Origin of the sequence: Pseudoalteromonas sp. NSLLW24 (assembly GCF_015864725.1) — a bacterium.
GTDB lineage: Bacteria > Pseudomonadota > Gammaproteobacteria > Enterobacterales > Alteromonadaceae > Pseudoalteromonas > Pseudoalteromonas arctica.
Genome location: NZ_JADYWQ010000013.1, coordinates 76,325 through 98,047 on the forward strand (window position 1 = coordinate 76,325; position 21,723 = coordinate 98,047).

At 39.6% G+C, this 21,723-nt stretch carries 21 protein-coding genes; 8 read left to right on the forward strand and 13 right to left on the reverse strand.

Annotated features, from left to right (window positions below):
• Positions 1 to 3 precede the first annotated feature (3 nt).
• The 4 genes from I6E72_RS13940 to I6E72_RS13955 form a co-directional block, all read right to left on the reverse strand.
• Complete coding sequence (locus I6E72_RS13940; RefSeq protein ID WP_197112722.1) at positions 4 to 1,173, reverse strand: efflux RND transporter periplasmic adaptor subunit; 1,170 nt, start codon at positions 1,171 to 1,173, stop codon at positions 4 to 6.
• A 289-nt stretch (positions 1,174 to 1,462) separates the two neighbouring features.
• Positions 1,463 to 2,764 carry a hemolysin family protein gene (locus tag I6E72_RS13945; RefSeq protein WP_024607789.1) on the reverse strand — a complete coding sequence of 434 codons (1,302 nt, stop codon included), beginning with the start codon at positions 2,762 to 2,764 and terminating at the stop codon, positions 1,463 to 1,465.
• 148 nt (positions 2,765 to 2,912) lie between these two features.
• A complete protein-coding gene (locus I6E72_RS13950) occupies positions 2,913 to 3,602 on the reverse strand; it encodes a transporter substrate-binding domain-containing protein (protein WP_024591832.1) in 690 nt (229 codons plus the stop codon).
• A 129-nt stretch (positions 3,603 to 3,731) separates the two neighbouring features.
• Positions 3,732 to 4,841 (reverse strand): arginase family protein, encoded by a 1,110-nt coding sequence (locus I6E72_RS13955; RefSeq protein WP_007582386.1) that lies wholly within the window; start codon positions 4,839 to 4,841, stop codon positions 3,732 to 3,734.
• Positions 4,842 to 5,295: 454 nt separating this feature from the next.
• Here I6E72_RS13955 and udp point away from each other — a divergent pair, with 454 nt between their 5' ends.
• Complete coding sequence (gene udp, locus I6E72_RS13960) at positions 5,296 to 6,051, forward strand: uridine phosphorylase (protein WP_007582384.1); 756 nt, start codon at positions 5,296 to 5,298, stop codon at positions 6,049 to 6,051.
• A gap of 94 nt (positions 6,052 to 6,145) precedes the next feature.
• Here the strand turns inward: udp and cdd are convergent, their stop codons facing one another.
• Both cdd and ppc read right to left on the reverse strand, forming a co-directional pair.
• Positions 6,146 to 7,072 carry a cytidine deaminase gene (cdd, locus tag I6E72_RS13965; protein WP_197112724.1) on the reverse strand — a complete coding sequence of 309 codons (927 nt, stop codon included), beginning with the start codon at positions 7,070 to 7,072 and terminating at the stop codon, positions 6,146 to 6,148.
• Between the two features lie 425 nt (positions 7,073 to 7,497).
• Positions 7,498 to 10,143: a phosphoenolpyruvate carboxylase gene (ppc, locus tag I6E72_RS13970; RefSeq protein WP_007582382.1), complete on the reverse strand. Its 2,646-nt coding sequence runs from the start codon at positions 10,141 to 10,143 to the stop codon at positions 7,498 to 7,500.
• A 120-nt stretch (positions 10,144 to 10,263) separates the two neighbouring features.
• On the opposite strand from ppc, the gene I6E72_RS13975 reads away from it, so the two are divergent.
• The 6 genes from I6E72_RS13975 to I6E72_RS14000 all read left to right on the forward strand — a co-directional run bounded on the left by I6E72_RS13975 (position 10,264) and on the right by I6E72_RS14000 (position 14,622).
• Entirely contained in the window at positions 10,264 to 10,662 is a 399-nt protein-coding gene (locus I6E72_RS13975) for a thiol-disulfide oxidoreductase DCC family protein (RefSeq protein ID WP_121953599.1), read from the forward strand.
• Positions 10,659 to 11,381, forward strand: a complete 723-nt coding sequence (locus tag I6E72_RS13980; RefSeq protein ID WP_197112726.1) for an SDR family NAD(P)-dependent oxidoreductase — start codon at positions 10,659 to 10,661, stop codon at positions 11,379 to 11,381. The genes I6E72_RS13975 and I6E72_RS13980 overlap by 4 nt, the downstream gene beginning before the upstream one ends.
• 9 nt (positions 11,382 to 11,390) lie before the next feature.
• A complete protein-coding gene (locus I6E72_RS13985; protein ID WP_121953601.1) occupies positions 11,391 to 11,999 on the forward strand; it encodes a flavin reductase family protein in 609 nt (202 codons plus the stop codon).
• 101 nt (positions 12,000 to 12,100) lie between these two features.
• A complete protein-coding gene (locus tag I6E72_RS13990; RefSeq protein ID WP_197112728.1) occupies positions 12,101 to 13,321 on the forward strand; it encodes a M24 family metallopeptidase in 1,221 nt (406 codons plus the stop codon).
• Between the two features lie 123 nt (positions 13,322 to 13,444).
• Positions 13,445 to 14,104, forward strand: coding sequence for a DsbA family oxidoreductase (locus I6E72_RS13995; protein ID WP_008134379.1), 660 nt, complete (start codon positions 13,445 to 13,447; stop codon positions 14,102 to 14,104).
• A gap of 170 nt (positions 14,105 to 14,274) precedes the next feature.
• Positions 14,275 to 14,622 (forward strand): energy transducer TonB, encoded by a 348-nt coding sequence (locus I6E72_RS14000; RefSeq protein WP_197100660.1) that lies wholly within the window; start codon positions 14,275 to 14,277, stop codon positions 14,620 to 14,622.
• Positions 14,623 to 14,695: 73 nt separating this feature from the next.
• Here I6E72_RS14000 and I6E72_RS14005 read toward each other — a convergent pair whose 3' ends face one another.
• The 7 genes from I6E72_RS14005 to I6E72_RS14035 form a co-directional block, all read right to left on the reverse strand.
• Positions 14,696 to 14,974 carry a peptidylprolyl isomerase gene (locus I6E72_RS14005; protein ID WP_008171402.1) on the reverse strand — a complete coding sequence of 93 codons (279 nt, stop codon included), beginning with the start codon at positions 14,972 to 14,974 and terminating at the stop codon, positions 14,696 to 14,698.
• A 120-nt stretch (positions 14,975 to 15,094) separates the two neighbouring features.
• Positions 15,095 to 15,532, reverse strand: a complete 438-nt coding sequence (locus I6E72_RS14010; protein ID WP_197112729.1) for a hypothetical protein — start codon at positions 15,530 to 15,532, stop codon at positions 15,095 to 15,097.
• Positions 15,533 to 16,450: 918 nt separating this feature from the next.
• Positions 16,451 to 16,876: a thiol-disulfide oxidoreductase DCC family protein gene (locus tag I6E72_RS14015; protein WP_197112730.1), complete on the reverse strand. Its 426-nt coding sequence runs from the start codon at positions 16,874 to 16,876 to the stop codon at positions 16,451 to 16,453.
• Positions 16,877 to 16,903: 27 nt separating this feature from the next.
• Positions 16,904 to 17,431, reverse strand: coding sequence for a response regulator transcription factor (locus I6E72_RS14020; RefSeq protein WP_165735898.1), 528 nt, complete (start codon positions 17,429 to 17,431; stop codon positions 16,904 to 16,906).
• On the reverse strand, positions 17,428 to 18,669 hold the full coding sequence (locus tag I6E72_RS14025; RefSeq protein ID WP_197112771.1) for a sensor histidine kinase: 1,242 nt from the start codon (positions 18,667 to 18,669) through the stop codon (positions 17,428 to 17,430). Before I6E72_RS14025 ends, I6E72_RS14020 begins: the two co-directional genes overlap by 4 nt.
• A 61-nt stretch (positions 18,670 to 18,730) precedes the next feature.
• Positions 18,731 to 19,135: a nuclear transport factor 2 family protein gene (locus I6E72_RS14030; RefSeq protein ID WP_008171412.1), complete on the reverse strand. Its 405-nt coding sequence runs from the start codon at positions 19,133 to 19,135 to the stop codon at positions 18,731 to 18,733.
• A gap of 8 nt (positions 19,136 to 19,143) precedes the next feature.
• Positions 19,144 to 20,451 carry a metal-dependent hydrolase family protein gene (locus tag I6E72_RS14035; RefSeq protein ID WP_197112731.1) on the reverse strand — a complete coding sequence of 436 codons (1,308 nt, stop codon included), beginning with the start codon at positions 20,449 to 20,451 and terminating at the stop codon, positions 19,144 to 19,146.
• Between the two features lie 153 nt (positions 20,452 to 20,604).
• Between I6E72_RS14035 and I6E72_RS14040 the strand changes: the two genes are divergently transcribed.
• On the forward strand, positions 20,605 to 21,684 hold the full coding sequence (locus I6E72_RS14040; RefSeq protein ID WP_008133848.1) for a ketoacyl-ACP synthase III: 1,080 nt from the start codon (positions 20,605 to 20,607) through the stop codon (positions 21,682 to 21,684).
• Positions 21,685 to 21,723 lie beyond the last annotated feature (39 nt).

Genomic DNA, 21,723 nt, shown 5'->3' on the forward strand with positions numbered 1-21,723 from the left:
CCGTTATTGCGCTTGATCGGCTTTAGTAGACGATTGAATTTCAGATGGATTCACTGGTGCTCCAGGGCGGATTTTTTGTAAACCTTCAACTATTAATTTATCGCCATCCATTAAGCCATCAGTAACAAGCCAATCAGAACCAATAGTTCTATCTACTTTTAATACGCGGCTTTCTACTGTGTTATCTTTGCTGACAACCATTGCTGTTGGTTCGCCTTTTGAATTACGGCTAACACCACGTTGCGGAGCTAAAATAGCACCCGCCTTAACACCTTCCACAATAGAAGCTCGGGCATACATGCCTGGCAGTAATAATTTTTCTGGGTTTGAAAATTTAGCACGTAGTATTACTGAGCCAGTACTTGGATCAACTGTCACTTCAGAAAACTGCAATGTGCCTTTATGAGGATAAACAGAGCCATCTTCCATAATAAGTTCAACATCAGTTTGGCTAGTCGAATCAACACTTAGAGCACCTGATGATATTGCTTTTTTAAGTTTGGTAAGCTCATTACTTGATTGTGTTAAATCGATATAAATTGGATCTAACTGAGTCACTGTAGCCAGTGCAGTACTTTGGTTAGCACTAACTAGTGCACCTACAGTTACGCTTGATTTACTAATTTGACCACTAATTGGTGACGACACATGGCTGTAATCAAGGTTAATTTGCGCCGATTTTAACTGCGCTTTAGCCGTTAATAATTCTGCTTTTGCTTGCTTGTATGCAGCATCTGCTTCATCAAAGTCTTGCTGACTTACCGCTTTTATTTTTAAAAGCTCGCTAAAACGAGATGCTTTAGCTTTACTACTTGAAATACTCGCCTGAGCACGTGCAACACTTGCTTCACTTGCTGCTAAGTCTGCTTCAAATGTCGCAGGGTCTATTTGATACAGAGCCTGGCCTTGTTTAACCCCTTTACCTTCAACAAATAAACGAGATTGCACAATACCACTTACTTGTGGGCGAATTTCAGCAATTTGAAATGCACTGATACGACCAGGAAGTTCTTTTTTGAGAGTAAGCGCTTGGCTTTTTAATGTAAGTACACCCACTGGTACAGCTTTAGGAGCTGAAGCTTGTGACTGCTCAGCAGCCTGATCGCAACCAGTTAAAGCAACAGAACCGACGAGGGCTGACAATACAAATAAAGCGATGCGGGAACGCTGCATGTTAAATACCTTTTAGTTTAGAGTGAACGATCATTCTAAATTAAAACGCGCTGATAATGAATCTTAATTAGAAGAAATTTACACAAACTTACACTCCTCAGTACAATATACGTCTTAGGTTGCATTTAATGTTAATTAGATGAAAATAGAATCAAGGCTGTATGAAAATAAAACAACTTAACATATTGAAATAATATCTCATTTTAGAAACGAGGTTTTTAACAGACACAAAAAAGCCAAGCAAATACAGCTTGGCTAATTATATAGAAACTAAAGCGCACACCTTATTTTAAAGGGTATTAGCACTCTGCGGGTTAATAACCCTTGAAACTAACAACTGCTCTACCCTAATTCCTTCTACATCAACAACTTCAAACTTAAAGCCTGAAAAAGTTAAATGCTCCGCGCGTTTAGGTATTCGCTTCATATTGTAAATTAAAAAGCCAGCGACCGTTTCATAGTGCATCTGATCGGGAAATTCTTCTATATCAAGTACTTTTGCTAAATCGGTAATTGGGGTTAAGCCATCTACAAGCCATGAATTTTTATCGCGTTCTATGATTAATTCGTCGCCTTGATGAGTAATTAAATCACCCATAAACCCTTTCATTAAATCTTTTACCGTTACAATACCCACCGAAAGCGCATATTCGTTTACGACAACAGCAAATGGTTTTGCTGCGCTTTTAAACGCATTTAAAGCTTCTGATAAGCTTAATGTTTCGGGTAAGTAAAAAACATCTTTATCAATGAGATCATCGTTTATATTGGCAGCTTCGCCCTTTAGTACTTGTCGTAAAATATCTTTAGATTCAACAGAGCCATGCAACTTATCTAAATTTCCTGACACCACTAAAAAGTGGTTATGAGGGTGGTCAATAATTTTAGTCGCAATATCATGACTAGATTCGTTTAAATCAAAATATACAATTTGGTCGCGTGGCGTCATTACGCTTGATAAAAATCGCGCTTCTAGGTCAAACACATTGCCAATGAGTTCATATTCTTGCTTTTGCAAACTACCGTATGCAGCACCTGCTTCCATCATGGCAACAATGTCCTCTGTTGTCACATTGTCTTCTCGCTCAGCGGGTACTTTAAATAAGCGCAGCACAAAGTTAGTGACACCATTAAAAAACATCACCAGCGGGGTTAATGCAAAGGTAACCCAGCGCATTATTGTAACCACTCTAACAGCGACCGCTTCAGGCATGATCATCGCTAAACGCTTTGGCATTAAATCGGCGAACAATATAAACAAGGATGTAATAGTAAAAAACGAGAATAAAAAGCTAATTTTTTCTAAATGTGCACCTTGATAAAACAATACCAACACACTTTCAACATAAGGCGATAAGGCCTGCTCGCCCACAATACCACCCAATATCGCTATCGCGTTGAGTGCTATTTGGATCATGGCAAAAAAAGCCCCTGGATTTTCTTGTAGCTTTAGTACCGCTGCTGCCTTTATATTCCCTTCATCTGCCATTACTCGCAGTTTTATTTTACGCGACGCTGCAATTGCTATTTCTGACATAGCAAACAACGCACTGATCAAGATCAATAAGCTAATCCCGATTAAATCACCCATTTAACGCTCCAAAAAGTTAGTGCTTTTTTAAACAAAAAGCAGCTGGATTATAATCGGTTTTTAAAATGCGGCAATTTATATTTATAAAATATATTAAAGTAATTTAATTTCATGAGGTTACATTGATTAAACTGTTTTTTTAAACTGTTTAATTGCCTTTAAAGGCGACTTTTAATTGAACAACTAAGGCCGGATCCATATTTATATTACAAGCAAAAAATAATGGAGATTGAGCTGTATTTAGATTTAGTAATGGCTCGAGTAGCTCAAGCCTTGGCTCAGTTTTTATTCGATAGCTAAATTGCTTTTTGCTAAGAACAACAAAATCAAGAATATCGTGACGAGTGCTTATAAGTTTATCTATTTTATCTAGGCTATCGATGAGTAATAAATGCTTGTTCTCACTAAAGCCCCTCTCAAGCAAATAGTGATGACTAAAGTTATCACGCAGTACTGCTATTTTATATTTTTTAGCATCATTGAGAGTATTTAACTTTATACCTCTGGACTTTAGACCATAAATAGCAGAATCAAAGCTTTCCAGTTCACCTACCCAGTTAAACTTACTTTCTCTATTAGGTAATCGAACAATTGAAAATATACAGGTGTTTTTATCGCGTAGCGCTGCATTGTAAGATATGGCCCAACTATGCGCCAACATAGTGTATTTTATACCAGTGCCTTCTAGCGCTTTATGAACTTTATCGACAGAACGGCCAACGAGTTTATTATCTTCATTGAGATACTGAAAGTCCGGAAATACTTCCGTTACTATTGTGATTTCAGTTGCATCAACTTTAATACAGCTAATGAACAATAAAAAGATCAATAATTTCATTTAGCAAGGCCTCAACTAACTCATTATAAGTATTTAATAAATATAGCTGAGGCTTTATGAACTGCTAGTTTTTAGTCATGTAATGCACACTTATACGCTGATAGTGCTAGTATTTATAGCTCCTACAGTTTACTTGTTCATCGCACTAATTAAAAAGGCTGAAATTTTAGCGCCTTCTCTAAGTGTCGTTTCAGAGCTTGATTGGCCAACTAAAGAGCTGTCGGTAAATGGCGCTATTTCCATCATATCCGCACCCGTAATCGGGAACTCATCCGCAATGGCTGATAAAATATCAAGCGCATGCTGTGGTGTTAAACCATTATGTTCTGGCGTACCTGTGGCAGATGCAAACTCTGCATCAAGCGCATCAATATCAAAGCTTACGTATACTTCATCAACGTTATCAGCTTTTAATTGTGCAATAGCGTCGGCAGCAACCGCTGCTGCGCCGCGCTCAATGATTTCATGTGCCCAATGTTGCTTAACGCCAAAGGTACTTTCCCAGTGCGCTTTAGGCTTGCCACTTGAGCGTATACCAAATTGTATTAAATGATGTGGTGCCGGTAAAAACTCTAAAATATGTGTACACCAAGAGCCAAAACATAAATCTATGCCTAGGCGCTCAACAAGTAAATCGGTATGCGCGTCAAAGTGAATAATAGCGGTACGCTTACCTTGCTCACGTTTTGCTTTTAAGTACGCTTTGGTAAGTGGGTAACTAATTGAGTGATCGCCACCAATACCAAATATCCCTTTATCTTTAAATGTCGCGTAAAAGCTGTCGCATACATCCTCTGTGATTGATAACGGACTTACGTAGTAGTCGTTATCTTCATTACCGTATAGGGCTTTTTGGCAATTAGAAATGGTTGCATCATTTAGGTATTTATCATGAAGTAAATGTGGGATTACACGTACATCGCCTAAATCAAACGAGTGACACTGCGGTTGCTGATCAATTAAAGCTGAGCGCACAAACAGTGGCCCCCAGTTTGCACCGCGTAAAATACCACCGCCACAGTCTGAGCTAATACCTAACATAACGGCTTTATGTGGAGAATTTGGTAATTCATTTAAAGACTCGCGCCACAAATTATCAACGTTTTCAGTTTGTCCATAAAGTTTATTACGCAGTGCGGCTTTGCGCTCCTTTGCAGTATTTACTGTGTATACGCCATCACCTGGTGCGCACAAACAGTGCTCAACTTTGTTTTTAAATGCTTCAAATTGTGTGCTCATAATAAACTCCTTCGATTTTTATTCTGTACGTAGCTAATTACTTTTGATTAGTTATGCAAAATCACCAAAAGTGCCTAAACTTCAAATAAATTCCACTTTGCTAAATAAGTCTGTACCTAATATAAATAAACACGTTATCTTTTACGTGCTTAATACAAATTTAAGCCATTGAATTAATTTAATATTAATGAATATTTACCATAAACTATTTAATTGTAGTTACGCGCTTGGTTGATACTTATTATGTCTGCTTGAACATGTCAACAGCACAACAAGGCTACTTGTATAAGCACTTGATTGAATATTCATAGTTGATGAATAAATCAAATTAGTTCTTAAAATTATTAAGACTTAATTGGAGGAGTTAAGATAAAACGGACAATCGTCCTGTACTTGATAAACGTTTCTAGCAATGATGCTAGATTGACACAATTTATTATAAAAAGGCTTAGCTATGGAAAAGGTATTTCACTTAGGACTATGTATTGACGATCTTAAAGGTGCAAAACTTGCGATTGTACCGGGCGATCCAGATCGTGCTGCACGCATTTCACAATTCCTAGACAACCCAACCTGCCTTGCTCAAACTCGTGAGTTTCATGTTTACTTAGGTCAACTAAACGGCCATTCGGTGGTTGTTTGTTCTACGGGTATTGGTGGTCCATCTACGTCGATTGCAGTAGAAGAATTAGCACAACTTGGCGTGCGTAAATTTTTACGTATTGGTACAACAGGTGCGATTCAGCCACATATCAACGAAGGTGAAATTTTAATTAGCCAAGCGTCTGTACGTTTAGACGGTGCAAGCCAGCATTTTGCTCCTCTTAGCTACCCTGCTGTGTCTGACTTTTATGCAACACAAGCTATGGTACAAGCATGTAAAAACTTAAATATCGATTTTCATATTGGTATTACTGCATCAAGCGATACATTTTATCCAGGACAAGAGCGTTACGATACGCATTCTGGTTACGTTCCTAAATCACTACAAGGTAGCTGCGAAGAGTGGCAAAAACTGGGCGTGATGAACTACGAAATGGAATCAGCAACATTATTTACTATGTGTGCAGCCCTTGGTTTACAAGCAGCATGTGTTGCCGGCGTACTTGTTAATCGTACTCGCCAAGAAATACCAAATGTTGACCATGGTGAAATTGAGCGTAAATCTGTAGCGGTAGTATTAGAAGCGGCTAAAGTATTACTTGATTAATACACGTTATAGCAGTTAGTGAGTTATTTAATTCGATAGAATGGCACATTTTAATAAAGCACAGCTCTGCCTGTGCTTTATTGTTTTTGAAAGGTTATTTTAGCTGAGCGCTAATTACTTCTATTGCCGGTAGATTTTTAAAACTTGCAAGTACAGCACGTGCTACACCCGCTTGGTTTTCATGGCCTGCGGTTTCTAAAAGTGTAATTGATTTTACTGTACTTTCGTTAAAGCTAAGCCCTGCGATAAATAATTGGCTAAGCGCACTTTGCAGTGGCGACAAGCTTGGGCTGTACGCTGCGTTTTCTGCGTAACTTCCGTAAAAATCACCATTTTTAAATGTACTAATTTTTACTGCACTAAAGTTTTTACTATAGGGTACGTATGCGTTTAATGCAGTACTTGCTAGTTTTTCATCTAGTTGAGCATTTGCAAATACTTGCTGGTGAGGCTCTGGATTAAACAAGCTAAACGCGTTACCTAAATCAGTCGGCCCAAACGAGTGCGGCAGTAATTCCGCCAATTTAAAGTGTTGCTCTGGCAATAAAATATCAAACTCTTTCGCATCAGCGAGTTCGTTCATGAACTGACGACAATACCCACACGGTGCATCGCTAATCGCTATTTTAACTATTTTTTTAGCGCCGTTTAACCATGCGTTATTTATAGCCGATTGCTCTGCATGAACCACTAAACTCAATGCTTGATGATCAAACTCTACATTTGCACCAAAGTAAAAGTTTACCTCATCGTTTTCATCAAGTGCTTTAACAATTGCGCCTACATGAAAATCTGATATCGGCGCAACGGCATACTCAGAGGCTAAAGGTACTAAACCTTGTAATAATGCATCATCAGACACATTTAGTTGTGCGCATAACTGCTTAATATTATTAGAATTTAATATGCCACGCTGTGATTTTAATTGACTACGTAATGACGCTGTTTGCGCTACGTTTAATGTGATGTGCGAATTTGTAAGTGCTGTATCTTGCTGTACAGTAAAAGTTGCTGAAGCCATAACATTTTTTAATTATTCAATGGCTAAGTAGTTTAAAAGGTTAAGCCGCTAATTGCTAGGGCCTGTTGACCTTTCAGGATTAAAATTTGTTCTAACTAGGGACGATTTAATCGTGGCGCGAGGTTTGTAACCTAGTGGGCTAAGTAAAAACCGAGCAACAAAGAGTTAATCGTCCCTAGGACGAACCTTCGGGCAGCGCGTGTTTGGTCTTTATGCTGCGTTATCGCCTATTTATGGGGAATAACCACACTACATAGGCTCTGCCTTGCCTAAATACCAAATACACTGCTGCAAATTTAACCTCGAAAGATAAACAGGCCCTAGGTTATTAAACGCAAAAAAAGGGATCACATCGCGTGCTCCCTTTAATTTTAACTGGTATGCCCAACAAAATAATTAATTGGTATACCTAACAAAATAACATGTTAGCCGGTATTACGCATACCTGCTGCAATACCTGTCATCGTGATCATTAATGCATTATCAATGTCACCTTCGTTGCGTTTTTCCTCTGAGCGAGCACGGCGTAAAAGCTCAACCTGTAGTAAGTTAAGTGGATCGGTGTACGGGTTACGTAAACTAATCGACTCTTTAATCCAAGGTTGTTCGGCTAGTAGGCTTTTTTGCGGGCTAAGTGATTGCACCAAGCTAATTGCTTCTTGAAGCTCTTTACGAAGTGTTACACCCAGTGGTTTGTACATATCTTCCACCAGCGCATTATCATAATGCTCACTCAACCAACAATCGGCTTTACTAAATACCATTTCTAGCATTTCTAGGCGCGATCTAAAGAACGGCCACTGTAAGCTCATTTCGTTTAGGGTTTCTGCGCCATACTTATTAAGCGCAGCTTTTAAGCCTGTTAACGCACCTAGCCATGCAGGAAGCATTAAACGGTTTTGGCTCCACGCAAAAATCCATGGAATAGCACGCAGGCTTTCAACACCGCCATTAGGGTTACGTTTCGCAGGACGCGAGCCAAGCGGCAACTTAGACAGCTCAAGCTCAGGTGTTGCCATTCTAAAGTAAGGTACAAAGTTTTCATCATGGCGAACTACATTACGGTAATGCTCACACGACTCCTCACTTATTAGCTTCATTACTTCGCGCCACTGCGGTTTTGGCTCTGGTGGCGGTAATAAGTTACTTTGCAGAACTGCGCCTGCGTAAATATTTAAGCTTTGCAGTGCTACATCGGGTAAACCAAATTTAAAGCGAATCATCTCGCCTTGCTCGGTTACACGCAAGCCACCTTTTAATGAGCCAGGCGGTTGTGAATGCAGCGCTTGTGCAGCGGGTGCACCACCACGTCCTACTGTACCACCACGTCCGTGGAATAAAACAAGCTCAATACCACGTGCATCAGCAAGCTGTACTAGCTTATCCATTGCTTCGTACTGCGCCCAACCTGCTGCCATCATGCCAGCATCTTTAGCTGAATCAGAGTAACCAATCATTACGTTTTGGGTGTTTTTAATGTGCCCGCGATACCAAACATTATCAAGCAATGTGGTAATTACATCACTGCCTGCGTTTAAATCGTCGAGTGTTTCAAACAACGGTGCTACTGGTAAATCAAAGCTACAGCCGCTTTCTTTTAGCAACAGTTGTACTGCTAAAATGTCTGACGCTGTTCGTGCCATTGAAATAATATACAAACCAAATGTTGCTTCGTCTTGCTTGGCAATTACATCAAAGGTATCAAGTACTTCTTGTACATCAGGGCTTGGTTGCCAATGCTTTGGAATAAGCGGTCTGCGTGAGTTAAGCTCTGCAAGTAAAAATGCTTGTTTGTCTTGCTCTTGCCATTGGTTATAGTCGCCTAAACCTAAATAACGAGTCAGTTCTGAAAACACATCGCCGTGGCGAGACGAATCTTGGCGCACATCAAGTTTAGCTAAACGCAAACCAAAGCTATTTATACGGTGCAGTAAATCAAGTAATAAGCCATCCGCAACTACTTTCATATTACACTTTAATAACGAGCGATAGCACACTTCAACTGGGTGCTTAAGCTGATTAATATTAGTAATTAAATCTTGTGAATCGCTGCGCTTATTTTTAATTTTAGCACCTAAGTGCGCCACTGTTTCTGCAACCTGATTTTTAAGCTTTTTGATCACCGCTCTGTATGGTTCAAACTCTTGCCCTGCAAGCTCAACAAGCTCATCACTGGCATCTGACATAGATAATTCAGCGCACAACGTTTTTAAATCTTGAATGTATAAGTTAAGTGCCATCCAACGACCATGATCAAGCACTTCTTTTGTTACCTGCGATGTTACAAATGGATTACCATCACGGTCTCCACCCATCCACGATGTAAACTCAATTGGGCTGTAATCTATTGGCAACTCTAAGCTCAACTGGTCTTTAACATTGGCTGAAAATTCACGTAAAAAGCGCGGAACCGCATGCCAAAGGCTATTTTCTATTACTGCATAGCCCCATTTGGCTTCATCAACTGGCGTTGGGCGAGAGCGACGAATATCGTCGGTATGCCAAGCTTGGCTAATCAGCTGTTCAATACGATTTAAAATATTGTCCCGCTCTTGCACTAAGTTGTCTTTTCGCTCTAATGACGCTAAGCAATCACTTAGTTCAACGTGTTTGTTAATAATAGTACGGCGCGTAACCTCGGTTGGGTGAGCGGTCAATACTAAGTTTATGTGGAGTTTTGAGAGTGTTTCGGCCAAATGATTACTGTCTAACTGGCCTTGTTCTGCTTTTGTAGCTAACGTTTTTAATGTTTGAGTGAGAGGGTTTTGTTGACCAAGGCCAACGTCATTAAAACGCGAAACGGTATGAAATTGCTCTGCTACATTAGCAAGGTTTAAAAAATGATTAAATGAACGGGCAACCGGTAAAAGCTCTTCATCACTAAGCGCATGTAAAACATCTATTAGCGCTTGTCTGTCGTCTTCGTTACCACTGCGAGATGATTTTGATAAAGCACGAATTTCTTCCACTTTATCTAAAATCGCTTGACCTTGGGCATCTTTGATTGTTTGTCCTAGTAGTTGCCCTAGTAAATTTACATTACCTCGCAAGGCGGCGTATTGTTCACTCATTTATCAGTCTCCATTTTTTCGTAGGACACTATTAATATCATCATGAAGAGATATTTAATAGATCCATTTGCAATGTCTTGTCGTAAAAAAGTATATATAAAATAATCACAAAGAATTCACATGATCATTTTTTACGATGGTAACTGCCCTCTTTGTAGCACCGAAATGCAGCAACTAAAACACGCTGATAACAAAAACTTAATTACGCTTGAAGATCTTAACGCGAGCGACTTCAGTGAGCGCTACCCGTATATTGATAAAGACAAAGCAATGAACTACCTTCAAGCTCAAAAGCAATCAGGTGAAATGATTTATGGGCTCGATGTAACTTACGAAGCATGGAAAATAGTGGGTAAACACAGCTGGTTGAAAATTTTTCGCTTGCCAATAATTCGCTTTTTCGCTGACTGCGGATACCTATTATTTGCTAAGTATCGGCACTCCATCAGTCGCTTTTTAATGCCAAATACTCAGTGCAGTAATGGCCAATGTGGACTAAAAGCAAAAGGTGATAAATGAAAACTATTGTTTTATTCGGCGCAAGCAGTGCCATAGCAAATGCATACATGGAACATCTACAAATAAACACGCCTACTCATCAGATCGTTTGTATTAGTTCAAAAAGTATTGAGTCTGGCTCAAGTGTTGTCCACCTGCATACTGACTACACAAAACAAAGTTTAGCGCGCGTTACTAATTACCTAAAAGAGCAAAATGCCGATATACAACAAGTTATTATATTCAATGGTACACTGCACAACGAAACCCATATGCCTGAAAAAAAGCTGGAGGATTTAGACGCTGAGTATTTTAGCCAACTTCTAAATTCAAACACCCTAACTCCCCTACTTTGCTTACAGAGCGTATTACCACTGTTAACCCACAAAACGCAGTGTACTATTACTGCATTAAGTGCGCGCGTAGGCAGCATAAACGACAATAAATTAGGTGGTTGGTATACTTACCGCGCATCTAAAGCGGCGCTTAACATGCTATTTAAAACCGCTGCTATAGAGCTTGCTCGTCGTGCTAAAAATACCAAACTCATTCTGTTTCACCCTGGCACTACAGATACAGCACTTTCAAAGCCCTTTCAAAAAAATGTACCTGAAGGCAAATTATTTACGCCTGAATTTGTAGCCAAGCAACTATTTGAATTAACAAACAATAACCCTGATTTAAAACTAAACGGTGAGCCTGCTTATTTAGACTGGCAAGGCTCTACAATACCGTGGTAAGGACTTTTAATGCATTTTACTAAAGCGCAAATAGACGCACTTGAAAAACATACCCGTACACATTTAATTAATTCTCTTTCGGGTTTTAAAAGCGCTAATTTAATTGGCACGCAAGACTTACTCGGCAATACCAACTTGTCGATTGTAAGTTCGGTTATTCACCTTGGGGCTAACCCACCTTTGGTCGCCATGATTATGCGCCCTCATAGTGTGCCGCGTCATACGTTTGAAAATATTTTACAAACGGGCACTTACACCATTAATCAAGTGAATAAGTCGATTTATAAACAAGCTCATCAAACTTCAGCCCGTTACGATAAAGACGAGTCTGAGTTTGATGCTACAGGCTTAACACCTGAATACTTAAACGACTTTGCAGCCCCTTTTGTAAAAGAAAGCCGCTTAAAGTACTCGGTTAAATTTGTAGAAAATCAACATTTAGCCATCAATGGGACTGAGCTCGTTATTGGCGAAATTATGGATGTTTTTGTTGATAAAGCCGCGCTGCAAAGCGATGGTTTCCTAGATTTACAAGCAATAGAAACAGTGGCAGTAACCGGGCTTGATAGCTACCACACAAGCAATAAACTCACGCGTTTACCTTACGCTAAAAAATAATATGATCATTTAAGAGGCTATAAACTATTAGCCTCTTATCGCATAACATTGAATTTTACCTTGGTATTAATCACACTAGCTAAAAATCCAAGGAGAAAAACATGACCACTATAGGCATAGGTACACAATCAAGCGAGCAAGCGCTGGCAAGCCTAAGTAATATGACGCAAACGCTAACCCCTATTGCTGCTGACGAACATTTAGAGCGCATAGCCAAAGCGCAAGCTTATATGCTTGCAAACAACATAGATGCAATTTATTTAAACGCTGGCACCAACCTAACCTACTTTACAGGTATGAAATGGTACGCGAGCGAGCGCATGGTTGGCGCAATATTACCGGCCCTTGGTGAAGTACAATACATTGCGCCTTATTTCGAAATTGGTTCACTAAACGGGTTTAAAGTAATAGAGGGACCTATTCATGGGTGGCAAGAGCACGAAAATCCTTATGCACTTTTTGTCGAAGTACTAAAAAAGTTAAATATTAATGAAAACGCAACCATTGGCATTGATGAAAGCGCACAATTTTTTATATTCGACGGCATTAATAAAGCGCAAACGGGTTTAACACTCATAAACGCACAACCTGTAACGGCGCATTGCCGTATGCATAAATCAATTCACGAGCTTAGCTTAATGCAGCGCGCGATGGATATGACCTTAGCCGTGCATCAAGCCACAGCAAGCATGCTTTATGAGGGAGTAACCACCACCGAAGTAGAAGCCTTTATTAAGCAAGCACATCAAAAAGTAGGCGCGCCAGGTAACTATTTTTGTATTGTTTTATTTGGTGTTGCAACGTCTTTTCCGCACGGTGTTAAAGACGCCCAAGTACTTAAAAAAGGCGATATGGTATTAATTGATACCGGCTGTAAAGTACACGATTACCTATCTGATATAACCCGTACCTATGTATTTGGCGAACCTACAATGCGCCAACGGATGTTTTGGGATCATGAAAAAGCAGCGCAAATGGCCGCGTTTAATGCCGCTAAAATCGGTGCTACCTGCGAAGACGTAGACGCGGGCGCACGTACTTATTTAGCGGCGCAAGGGCTAGGTCCGCAGTACCAAACACCGGGTTGCCCGCATCGAACGGGGCACGGCATTGGGCTAGACATTCACGAATGGCCATACTTAGTTGGCGGTGATAAAACCCCACTTGCCCCTGGCATGTGCTTTAGTAACGAGCCAATGTTAGTTATACCCGATGAATTTGGCGTGCGTTTAGAAGATCATTTTTACATGACCGACAACGGCCCTCATTGGTTTACACAACCAAGTTATAGCATTGACGACCCATTTGGGCTTAACGCCTAAAGATTATTACCTTCTAAAAGAGCAGCTGTATAGCTGCTCTTTTTAGTTTGGTATTGATAAAGCTAAATTAATCCCAATATCCTTTTTTATACTTAGTTATAAGCAATCCTCAAAAGGATAAATATGAAAAACTTTAAAATTGATATCGTTTCAGACGTAATGTGCCCTTGGTGTGTAGTGGGTTATAAAAACCTAGAAACTGCACTAGAGCAACTTAAAGACGAAATGAGCGCAGATATTACGTGGCATCCTTTTGAACTAAATCCAGATATGCCAATTGAAGGTCAGGATTTAAACGAACATTTAATGCAAAAGTACAACCTAAGTGAAGAACAAGGCGACGAAAATCGTAAAAACATGTTCGAAGCCGGTCAACGTGCTGGGTTTACCTTTAATTTTGATGGCAAACGCATCATGATCAACAGCTTTGATTTGCATCGTTTATTAATGTGGGCACGTGAAGAAGGTAAGCAAACCGAGTTAAAACTCGCCTTTTTTGAAGCGCACTTCACAGATTTAAAATACTTAAATCAAGAAGAAGCACTGCTCGACGTTGTTGAAAAAGTGGGTCTTGATAAAGAAACTGCGCGCGGTATTCTACATTCAGACAAATACGTACAAGACGTACGCCAAGAGCAAGACAACTTTAAACAGATGGGTATTACTTCCGTCCCTACATTTATCATAAACGATAAATATGCACTCACTGGCGGACAACCAAGCGACTCATTCATTCAAGCACTAAAACAAATTAGTGAAGAAGAAGCCAAGCAAGACGCTTAACGAGTAAAATTGTTGTTTAATACTTAAAAAAGGCTGCACATTGCAGCCTTTCTTATATATTTATCAGTTCAAAAATAATACAAAGTTGTTATTTACCTTAGATCTCTTTTGGTGTCATTATAGAAACTACATTTAACAAATCGATAACAATACCTATAAAGGGATTTATAATGAAATATATAATTACAACATTAACTTCACTGTTTCTTTTAACCGCATGTTCGACAACACCTCTACCTGATAACCCTCACTCTACGCTAATAATGCCCAGTCCTCCGGAGTATCCAATTAAAAGTGTCCGTGAAAAAATTGAAGGTAGTGTGACAATGTCTTTTGATGTAAATACATCTGGTAAGCCCATTAATATTAAAGTGATTAAAGCTGAGCCTGTGAAAATTTTTGATAAAGCAGCGATTCGCTCTCTTTCTAAATGGCGTTACGCACCTAAAGTAGTTAATGGTATTGCGGTAGTTGATGAGAATTTAGAAATGACTATAGATTTTAATTTAGCAAAATAATAACTAACTAAAACAGGCTGCACATTGCAGCCTTTTTCTATATAGCGAAGGTTACTTCTTACTTAAAAGTAAACTAAGTACGATAAAGCACTTTAATAACATGCCAGCCGAATTTTGTTTTAACTAGGTGGGGTTCTAAAATTGCACCTTTAAATGCAATTTTGTCAAACTGTGGGACCATTTGCCCGCGTCCAAATTCACCTAAATCCCCGCCTTTTTTACCCGATGGGCATGATGAATACTTTTTAGCTAAGGTTTGAAACTTTGCACCTTTACCCAATTGCTTAATAATATCTTCTGCAATTTCTTTGTGCTTAACCAAAATGTGAAGTGCATGTGCTGTGTTTGCCATGAAAAAAGCCTTTTATACCGTTAGCTAAAATTAAACGCGGCGATTTTAGCACAGCCACCTAAACCTAGCATCTACTTATAGCTAACCAATCTAATAATTGGCAACACTTAATAGTACACTTTAATTCACGAAACCTGATATTTGATCTAAGCAGCTATATTCAGGGTCTGAGAATGGGCTTAACCTAGTTACTTTCCTTATTCGTGGTGCTTTACTTTTTTCATGGCTGGAAATAACGCCCTCCACTAAAAGCATTCTATCGCTACAACGCTTAACAAACCCCTCCGTTACATCACCGTAAAATGGGAATACTAAGTATTGCTTTGACATATTCTCTAAAGCTGCATGATCTTCATAAAAAACAAGGTGTGTAGTGGTACAGTGTCCATAATATCCAACTAAGCACACTTTAGTTCCAATCAGCTCACTTTGATTCTTAAACAGTTGACCCCATGATACTTTTTTACATTCAATATTTTCCTGTAAAGGAAATGCTTTTACAGAAAAAACAGATACTATTAAAAATAACAATTTAGACATAGATATAAATTTTTTCATATTTTCCTCCTATGTTTACAATAAGAAAAAATTATACATTTGGCTTCTATTAATTTTCGGGGAGGATAGCCCTATAACGCATCCGTACACTCTAACCTGAGAGGCCTAGTCATTTTATAACCTATCAATTTGTATAAATTAATACCTCAAGATTAGCAGTAATCAACCAAAGGCAAGAAGAAAAAACCTAACCCAATTAGTTTTCTGCCTCTGCTATGAGCCTTTCTAAAATCAGTTTTTAAATAACCTTCTTAAATTCACGGCTGAATAAACTACCATTGCTATAAGCGCAAACAACAAAAGATAAATACCGTAGTCCACACCGACTATTAGGTAGGCTTTACTAGGCTCCTTAAGGTTATAATAAACATTAACTTTATCGCTCATTTCATATTTCTTAAGTTAGAAATCTCGATCCGTTCTATCAAGCATAGAGTTAAAGTTAGATACTCGGTTTCCAACAAATAGCTTTTTCTCAACTGAATACGAGTATTCGACCTCTATAATATAGCGCTCCTGGTTATGTTGTATACGCAATGCATTACTAAAAATAACAGTACCCTCGACCACAGGCCAACTTTTCGTAGCCAGGCCTTCTGAAACAATTGCTACTAAATAAGTACTCCAAGCGAATTAAGCTAAAAACATTACGACAAAAAAACTTTGCTTTTTTTAAACATATTAGCACCTAATTCCAGAAGGAGGGCTTCACAATACAGTGTAGCTATTTCAACCTTCTTTATAGCTGAATTTAATCCATTAGTTATACCATCGGTGGTGTCAGGTATTGAAAAAACCCTAACAGCTGACCGATGCATAAGCAGCTTATATTGCATCATTGCGGTTATTCCACTGCTTAAAGTATTTGTCTAATGGAGCACTATGATTCAAAACATTAGTAAATTTCTTTACCTGCGTTCAGGTTAAATAATGTTTGGCATCCTCTGGGTTGGGTATTCTGCAGTACTGATATTTTCCAAATAAGGTATAGCGGTTTAAAGCAACCCTATCGTATAACCAATTATTAAACCTATTTGGCAAAATACTAAATACAGTTGCTAGTTTGTATGGGTAACCTAGCTGCTTAACAACGTTAAAAAAAGCATGGCTTTGCGTATACGCTTTACCGTTTTCTAGGTAAACCATTGAGGCATATTCAATTGTTGAAAAACCAAAGTGTGTTAACAACAGTTCCCCTTTTGGAGATTGCACGCTGCATAATCTAAAAATAGTATTTTTATCGTGAGCAATAATAAAGTTACACCACGCGCTGCAAAGCTTACATTGCGCATCAAATAATATAATTTTTTGATTTTGCATTAGTGTCACTGCATCATCGCTCATAACACTTTCCTTAAATTAAGTACTAAATTACTGCTGCACCGGCTTTTTTTGTAACTTGCGCTGCAAAGTACGTCTGTGCATATTAAGTTGCCTTGCGGTAACCGACACATTGCCATTATTACTGTGTAATACTTGTTGAATATGCTCCCACTCTAAACGCTCTGGCGACATAACCGCATCATCAATAACACTCGATGCCGATGCCACAGGCTCGGTGTTAAGCGCTTTTAATAATGTTGCCATATCAACCGGTTTAGTAAGGTAGTCGTTTGCGCCTAAACGCATTGCCTCTACTGCGGTTGCTATACTTGCAAACCCAGTTAGTAAAACAATATGAGCCTGAGTGAGCAAACTACGCAGCGGCTTTATGAGTACAAGTCCGTTATCGTCACCTAGTTTCATGTCTAATAAAATAAAGTCGGGCAATAGTTTACGCGCGGTAAGTAACGCATCACTTTGGTTATGCGCCACCTCGCAGATAAAGCCTTGTTTAGTTAAGCGCCTTGCCAGTGTGCTGGCTAAATTTATGTCGTCTTCAATTATAAGTAACTTCATAAGGCGTTATTCTCAGTGTTTACAATAGCGAGTTTAACTTTGGCGACAGCGCCGCCATCTGCATGGTTAAACAAGGTAAGTGAGCCATTCAAACGCTCAAAAGTAACGTTTGATAAAAGCACAGCAAGCCCCATTCCTTGATCGCTTGGCATAAGTTGCCCGCCCAGCTCTGCTAATTGCGATGACGAAAAGCCACAGCCAAAATCACGAATTAACAAGTAAACGCATTCACTATGTAAGTTATCTTGCTGCCAACTCAGCTCTAACTGGGTTTGACCTTGTTTTTGATTAGCAAGCGCGGCATTTTGCAATAAATTTAAAATAGCGGGCAATAACATCGCATCACTCAATAATGTTGCTGCAATAGGTGGCGTAATCCATTTAATGTGCTGATCAGGGTGTTGTAGTAGAAGTGTGTCTGTAATTTGTGTTTGCAGTTGCTTTACGGTGGTATGCTCTTGCGAATTTTTAAGACGTAATTGCTCTGAGAGTTTTCTAAAGTCGTTAAGTTGTGTACTGCACTGAGTAAGCGGCGCTTGCATGTGCTTAACAATAGGATTGTTTGGTTGATCTTCTAATAACTCTTCAAACAGTAACTGTAAGTTTGCAATTGGGGTCGCTAGTTGATGGGTTATTTGTGCAGCGGCCCCATCAAGGGTAACAAGCTGTTCATTACGCAATTGTTTTTCACGCACGTTTGCAATAATTCGCTCTCGCTCTTTAAGTGCCCTGCTCATTGCGCCAATAACAAGTGCAATTACACTGGCACTTAAAACAAAATTGACCCACATGCCAATAAAGTGACCACTCATATTCATTTGATGCATACTGTGATCGGGCATCTTTATCAGTAAAAAACTGTATGCGGCAATGGCTAATACCGCAATATAAGCTAATCCTTTTTCTCGCATCGTAACAGCAGCGATCATTATTGGGAGTAATAACAACGATACAAATGCATTAGTTGCACCGCCACTTAGTGAGAGCAAAACCGTTAAAAATAATACATCAGCGGTTAACTGCATCAACATACCCAAAGGTTTAGCGCGGCTTACATTACGATAGGCAAACAGGCTAATAAGCTGAAACACAGCCTCAACGGCAATAACAATCAGCAAAGGCAGTAATGCGATTTGATGTTCTAGCAAAAAATAAACGCTAAGCACCGCAATTAATTGCACTGCAATTGCGCCACTTCGCAGCATCAATAGTCGACTAATGGTGGGGTCGGTTTGCATTAACAAGAGGTAATTGCCCAATCAAATGTTTAATATGGTTATTTTAACGGTTATGTAATTTTTAATCATCATCCATCGAAATTGAAAACGGAGCACAAGGCGTTCCTTGGTGAAACACCATTTGCCATTGCTCACCTTGCTTACGCCAAAGCGACATACGCAATGAATAATTAAATTCACTGCGAGCAGAGCGCCTATAAGCTGCTTGATAACTAAGTTGCACTACATCATCGCTCAGCATTCGGCCCTTAAAATGCTGATTATAAAACTGTGGCACAACCTCGGTAGGTAAGCGGGTAAGTACTTGGTATTTATTAAATGTAGTGCCATTGGCAGCAATTTCGATAAATTCATCATCGAGTAAAGCATCTAATGCGCGCTCAGATTGGCGAACTTCTGGGTCTAGTAACTGGCGCTCAGCGTCAATCAAATGATTAAACAACGACACTTTTATTTTGCTGCTCATAACCTTCCCTATTGTTTATAAACTTGCCCGGCTTTCATAACAAATTGCACGTTTTTAAGTACGTCGATATTTTTAAGCGGTGAGCCATTCACACTGATAATATCTGCTTGTTTACCAACACTCAAGTCGCCAATGAGTGCGCTTTGCCCCAGCAGTTTAGCTGCATGTATAGTTGCTGATTTAATAGCTTGGGCTTCGCTCATACCATTGTTTACCATTAAACTAAATTCGTTAGCATTGAGCCCATGACGCGACACCCCAGAGTCTGTTCCAAAAGCTATATTAACCTTATTTTTCAGTGCAAGTTTAAACGAAGCCTGCATTTTTGGAGTCACTTCACGCACTTTGTCGGCTATTGCCGGTGGCATATTTGGATTTGTAAGCACCTCTTCACTTACCGTTGCACCCGCTAAAAGCGTCGGTACTAAATAAGCTCCCGTTTTTTTAAATAACTTTATTGCCTCTTTATCTAAATAAGAGCCATGCTCAATAGAATCTACACCGGCTTTTAAGGCCGCTTTTATACCTTGTGTACCGTGTGCATGCGCTGTAACTTTACGCCCCAAGTGATGAGCAGTATCAACAATTGCAATCAGCTCTGCATCTGTAAGTTGTTGGTTAACACCAGCAGCGGTATTACTTAGTACTCCACCCGTGGCAGTAATTTTAATTACATCAGCTCCACTTTTAATTACCTCGCGTACCGCACGGCTACAATCATCCGCGCCATTACAAATACCAATCCCACCTGTAACCGCATCTGTAATATCTTTTCGATAACCGTGCATATCTGCGTGTCCACCGGTAGGCGATATTGTATTACCCGCTGCAAAAATACGAGGGCCGTTAATATCATTTCTCTCGATAGCGCGTTTTAGCGGAAATATAACTTTATGATCGCTACCTAAATCTCGCACTGATGTAAAACCCGCATCTAGCGTACGTTGCAAATATTTAATTGAGCGCAAAGCATAGTCGGCATCATATTCTGTTGCCCAGCGGTGAGGGTTTGCTTTAGCATCTCGCTCAAACGTAACGTGAACATGCATATCAATAAGACCAGGCATTACAAATTGATTTTTAAGATTGATAATATCGGCATCAGGTAGGTTAAGTTCTACTTTTGTGAGGTAGCCGTCTTTAATGGCTGTTATTGTATTATCTGTTATAACTAACGTTTGCTCTGTTTTTACTTTTTGATCCTCGGATGCAAGTAAACTGCCCGCATATATAATTTTATGCTGTTGAGCAAAAGCCCCGTTTGCAATTAATGCCAGCGTTATTCCAGTGAATGTTGTTATTAGTGTTGTTTTCATACTTGCTCCTTTTTTATACTAGCATTACCTTAAATAACCCGTAATTGCGAATATTTACGATACAAAGCATGCTATAAACTAGTCTTGAAAGCCGTTTTTTGGTATAACTCACCCATTAGAAATACATGTCAGACCACCTTAAGAGAACATACTATGCCTTACGCACATATCACTGGTTGGGGTAAATGCATTCCACCAGCAAGCATTAGCAACGATGAAATTAGTGAAATAGTTGATACCACCGACGAGTGGATAACCACGCGTACAGGCATTAAATCTCGCCGTGTGAGCCATGTAAGTACCGCCGAGCTGGCAACCGTTGCAGCTAAGCATGCTATTGCGTGCGCAGGCGTTGATCCCAAAGATATTGATTTAGTAATATTAGCAACCTGTACACCTTCTACTGTTGTGGCAAATACCGCCTCACAAGTGCAAAAAAACATTGGTGCAACAGGCGCTGCCGCAATGGATACAAACGCGGCATGTTCGGGCTTTTTATATGCATTGCAAGCTGCTACAGCACAAATTCAAGCGGGTATGATCAAAAAAGCAGTGGTCATTGCCGCTGAGCGTATGACCTGGTACGTAAACTGGGCACGTCGCGATAGCGCTGTTTTATTTGGCGATGGCGCAGGTGCAGTAGTACTTGAAGCGGCAGATACGCCAGCGGGTTTACTAGCAACCAAAACTGGTTGTGACAGTGAAGACCGCGATATTTTACACATCACTAACTTTGGTAGTGATTTAAATAAATATGAGCCAATTGGACCATCTGATTTATTATTTGAAGGTCGTGAAATTTTCAAACGTGCTGTTAAAGGCATGAGCGAAGCGTGCGACGATGTACTTAAACAAGCCGATTTGAGCCTTGATGACATTAATGTACTAGTTCCACACCAAGCTAACTTACGTATTATTCAAGCTATTCAGCATCGTTTAAAAGTACCTGACGAAAAAGTAATGGTTAACATTGGTGAGTATGGTAATACCTCTGCTGCTACGATTGCTATTGCGTTATGTGAAGCCGTTGAGCAAGGGTTAATTAAACCGCATTCAAACATTATGTCTGCTGCATTTGGTGCAGGCCTTACCTGGGCTGCAAGTTACATAAAATGGGGCGAACGCGTAACGCCTATTAGTGTAAGCGATGCCGCTTTACCGCCATGTGATAAAACCGGTTTAGAACTTGTAGCACCGGCCGTTAAAGCATGTAAAGAAGCGCAGCCAAGCTAACACAACATGTAATAAGTCACATATAAAACGCACTTAATT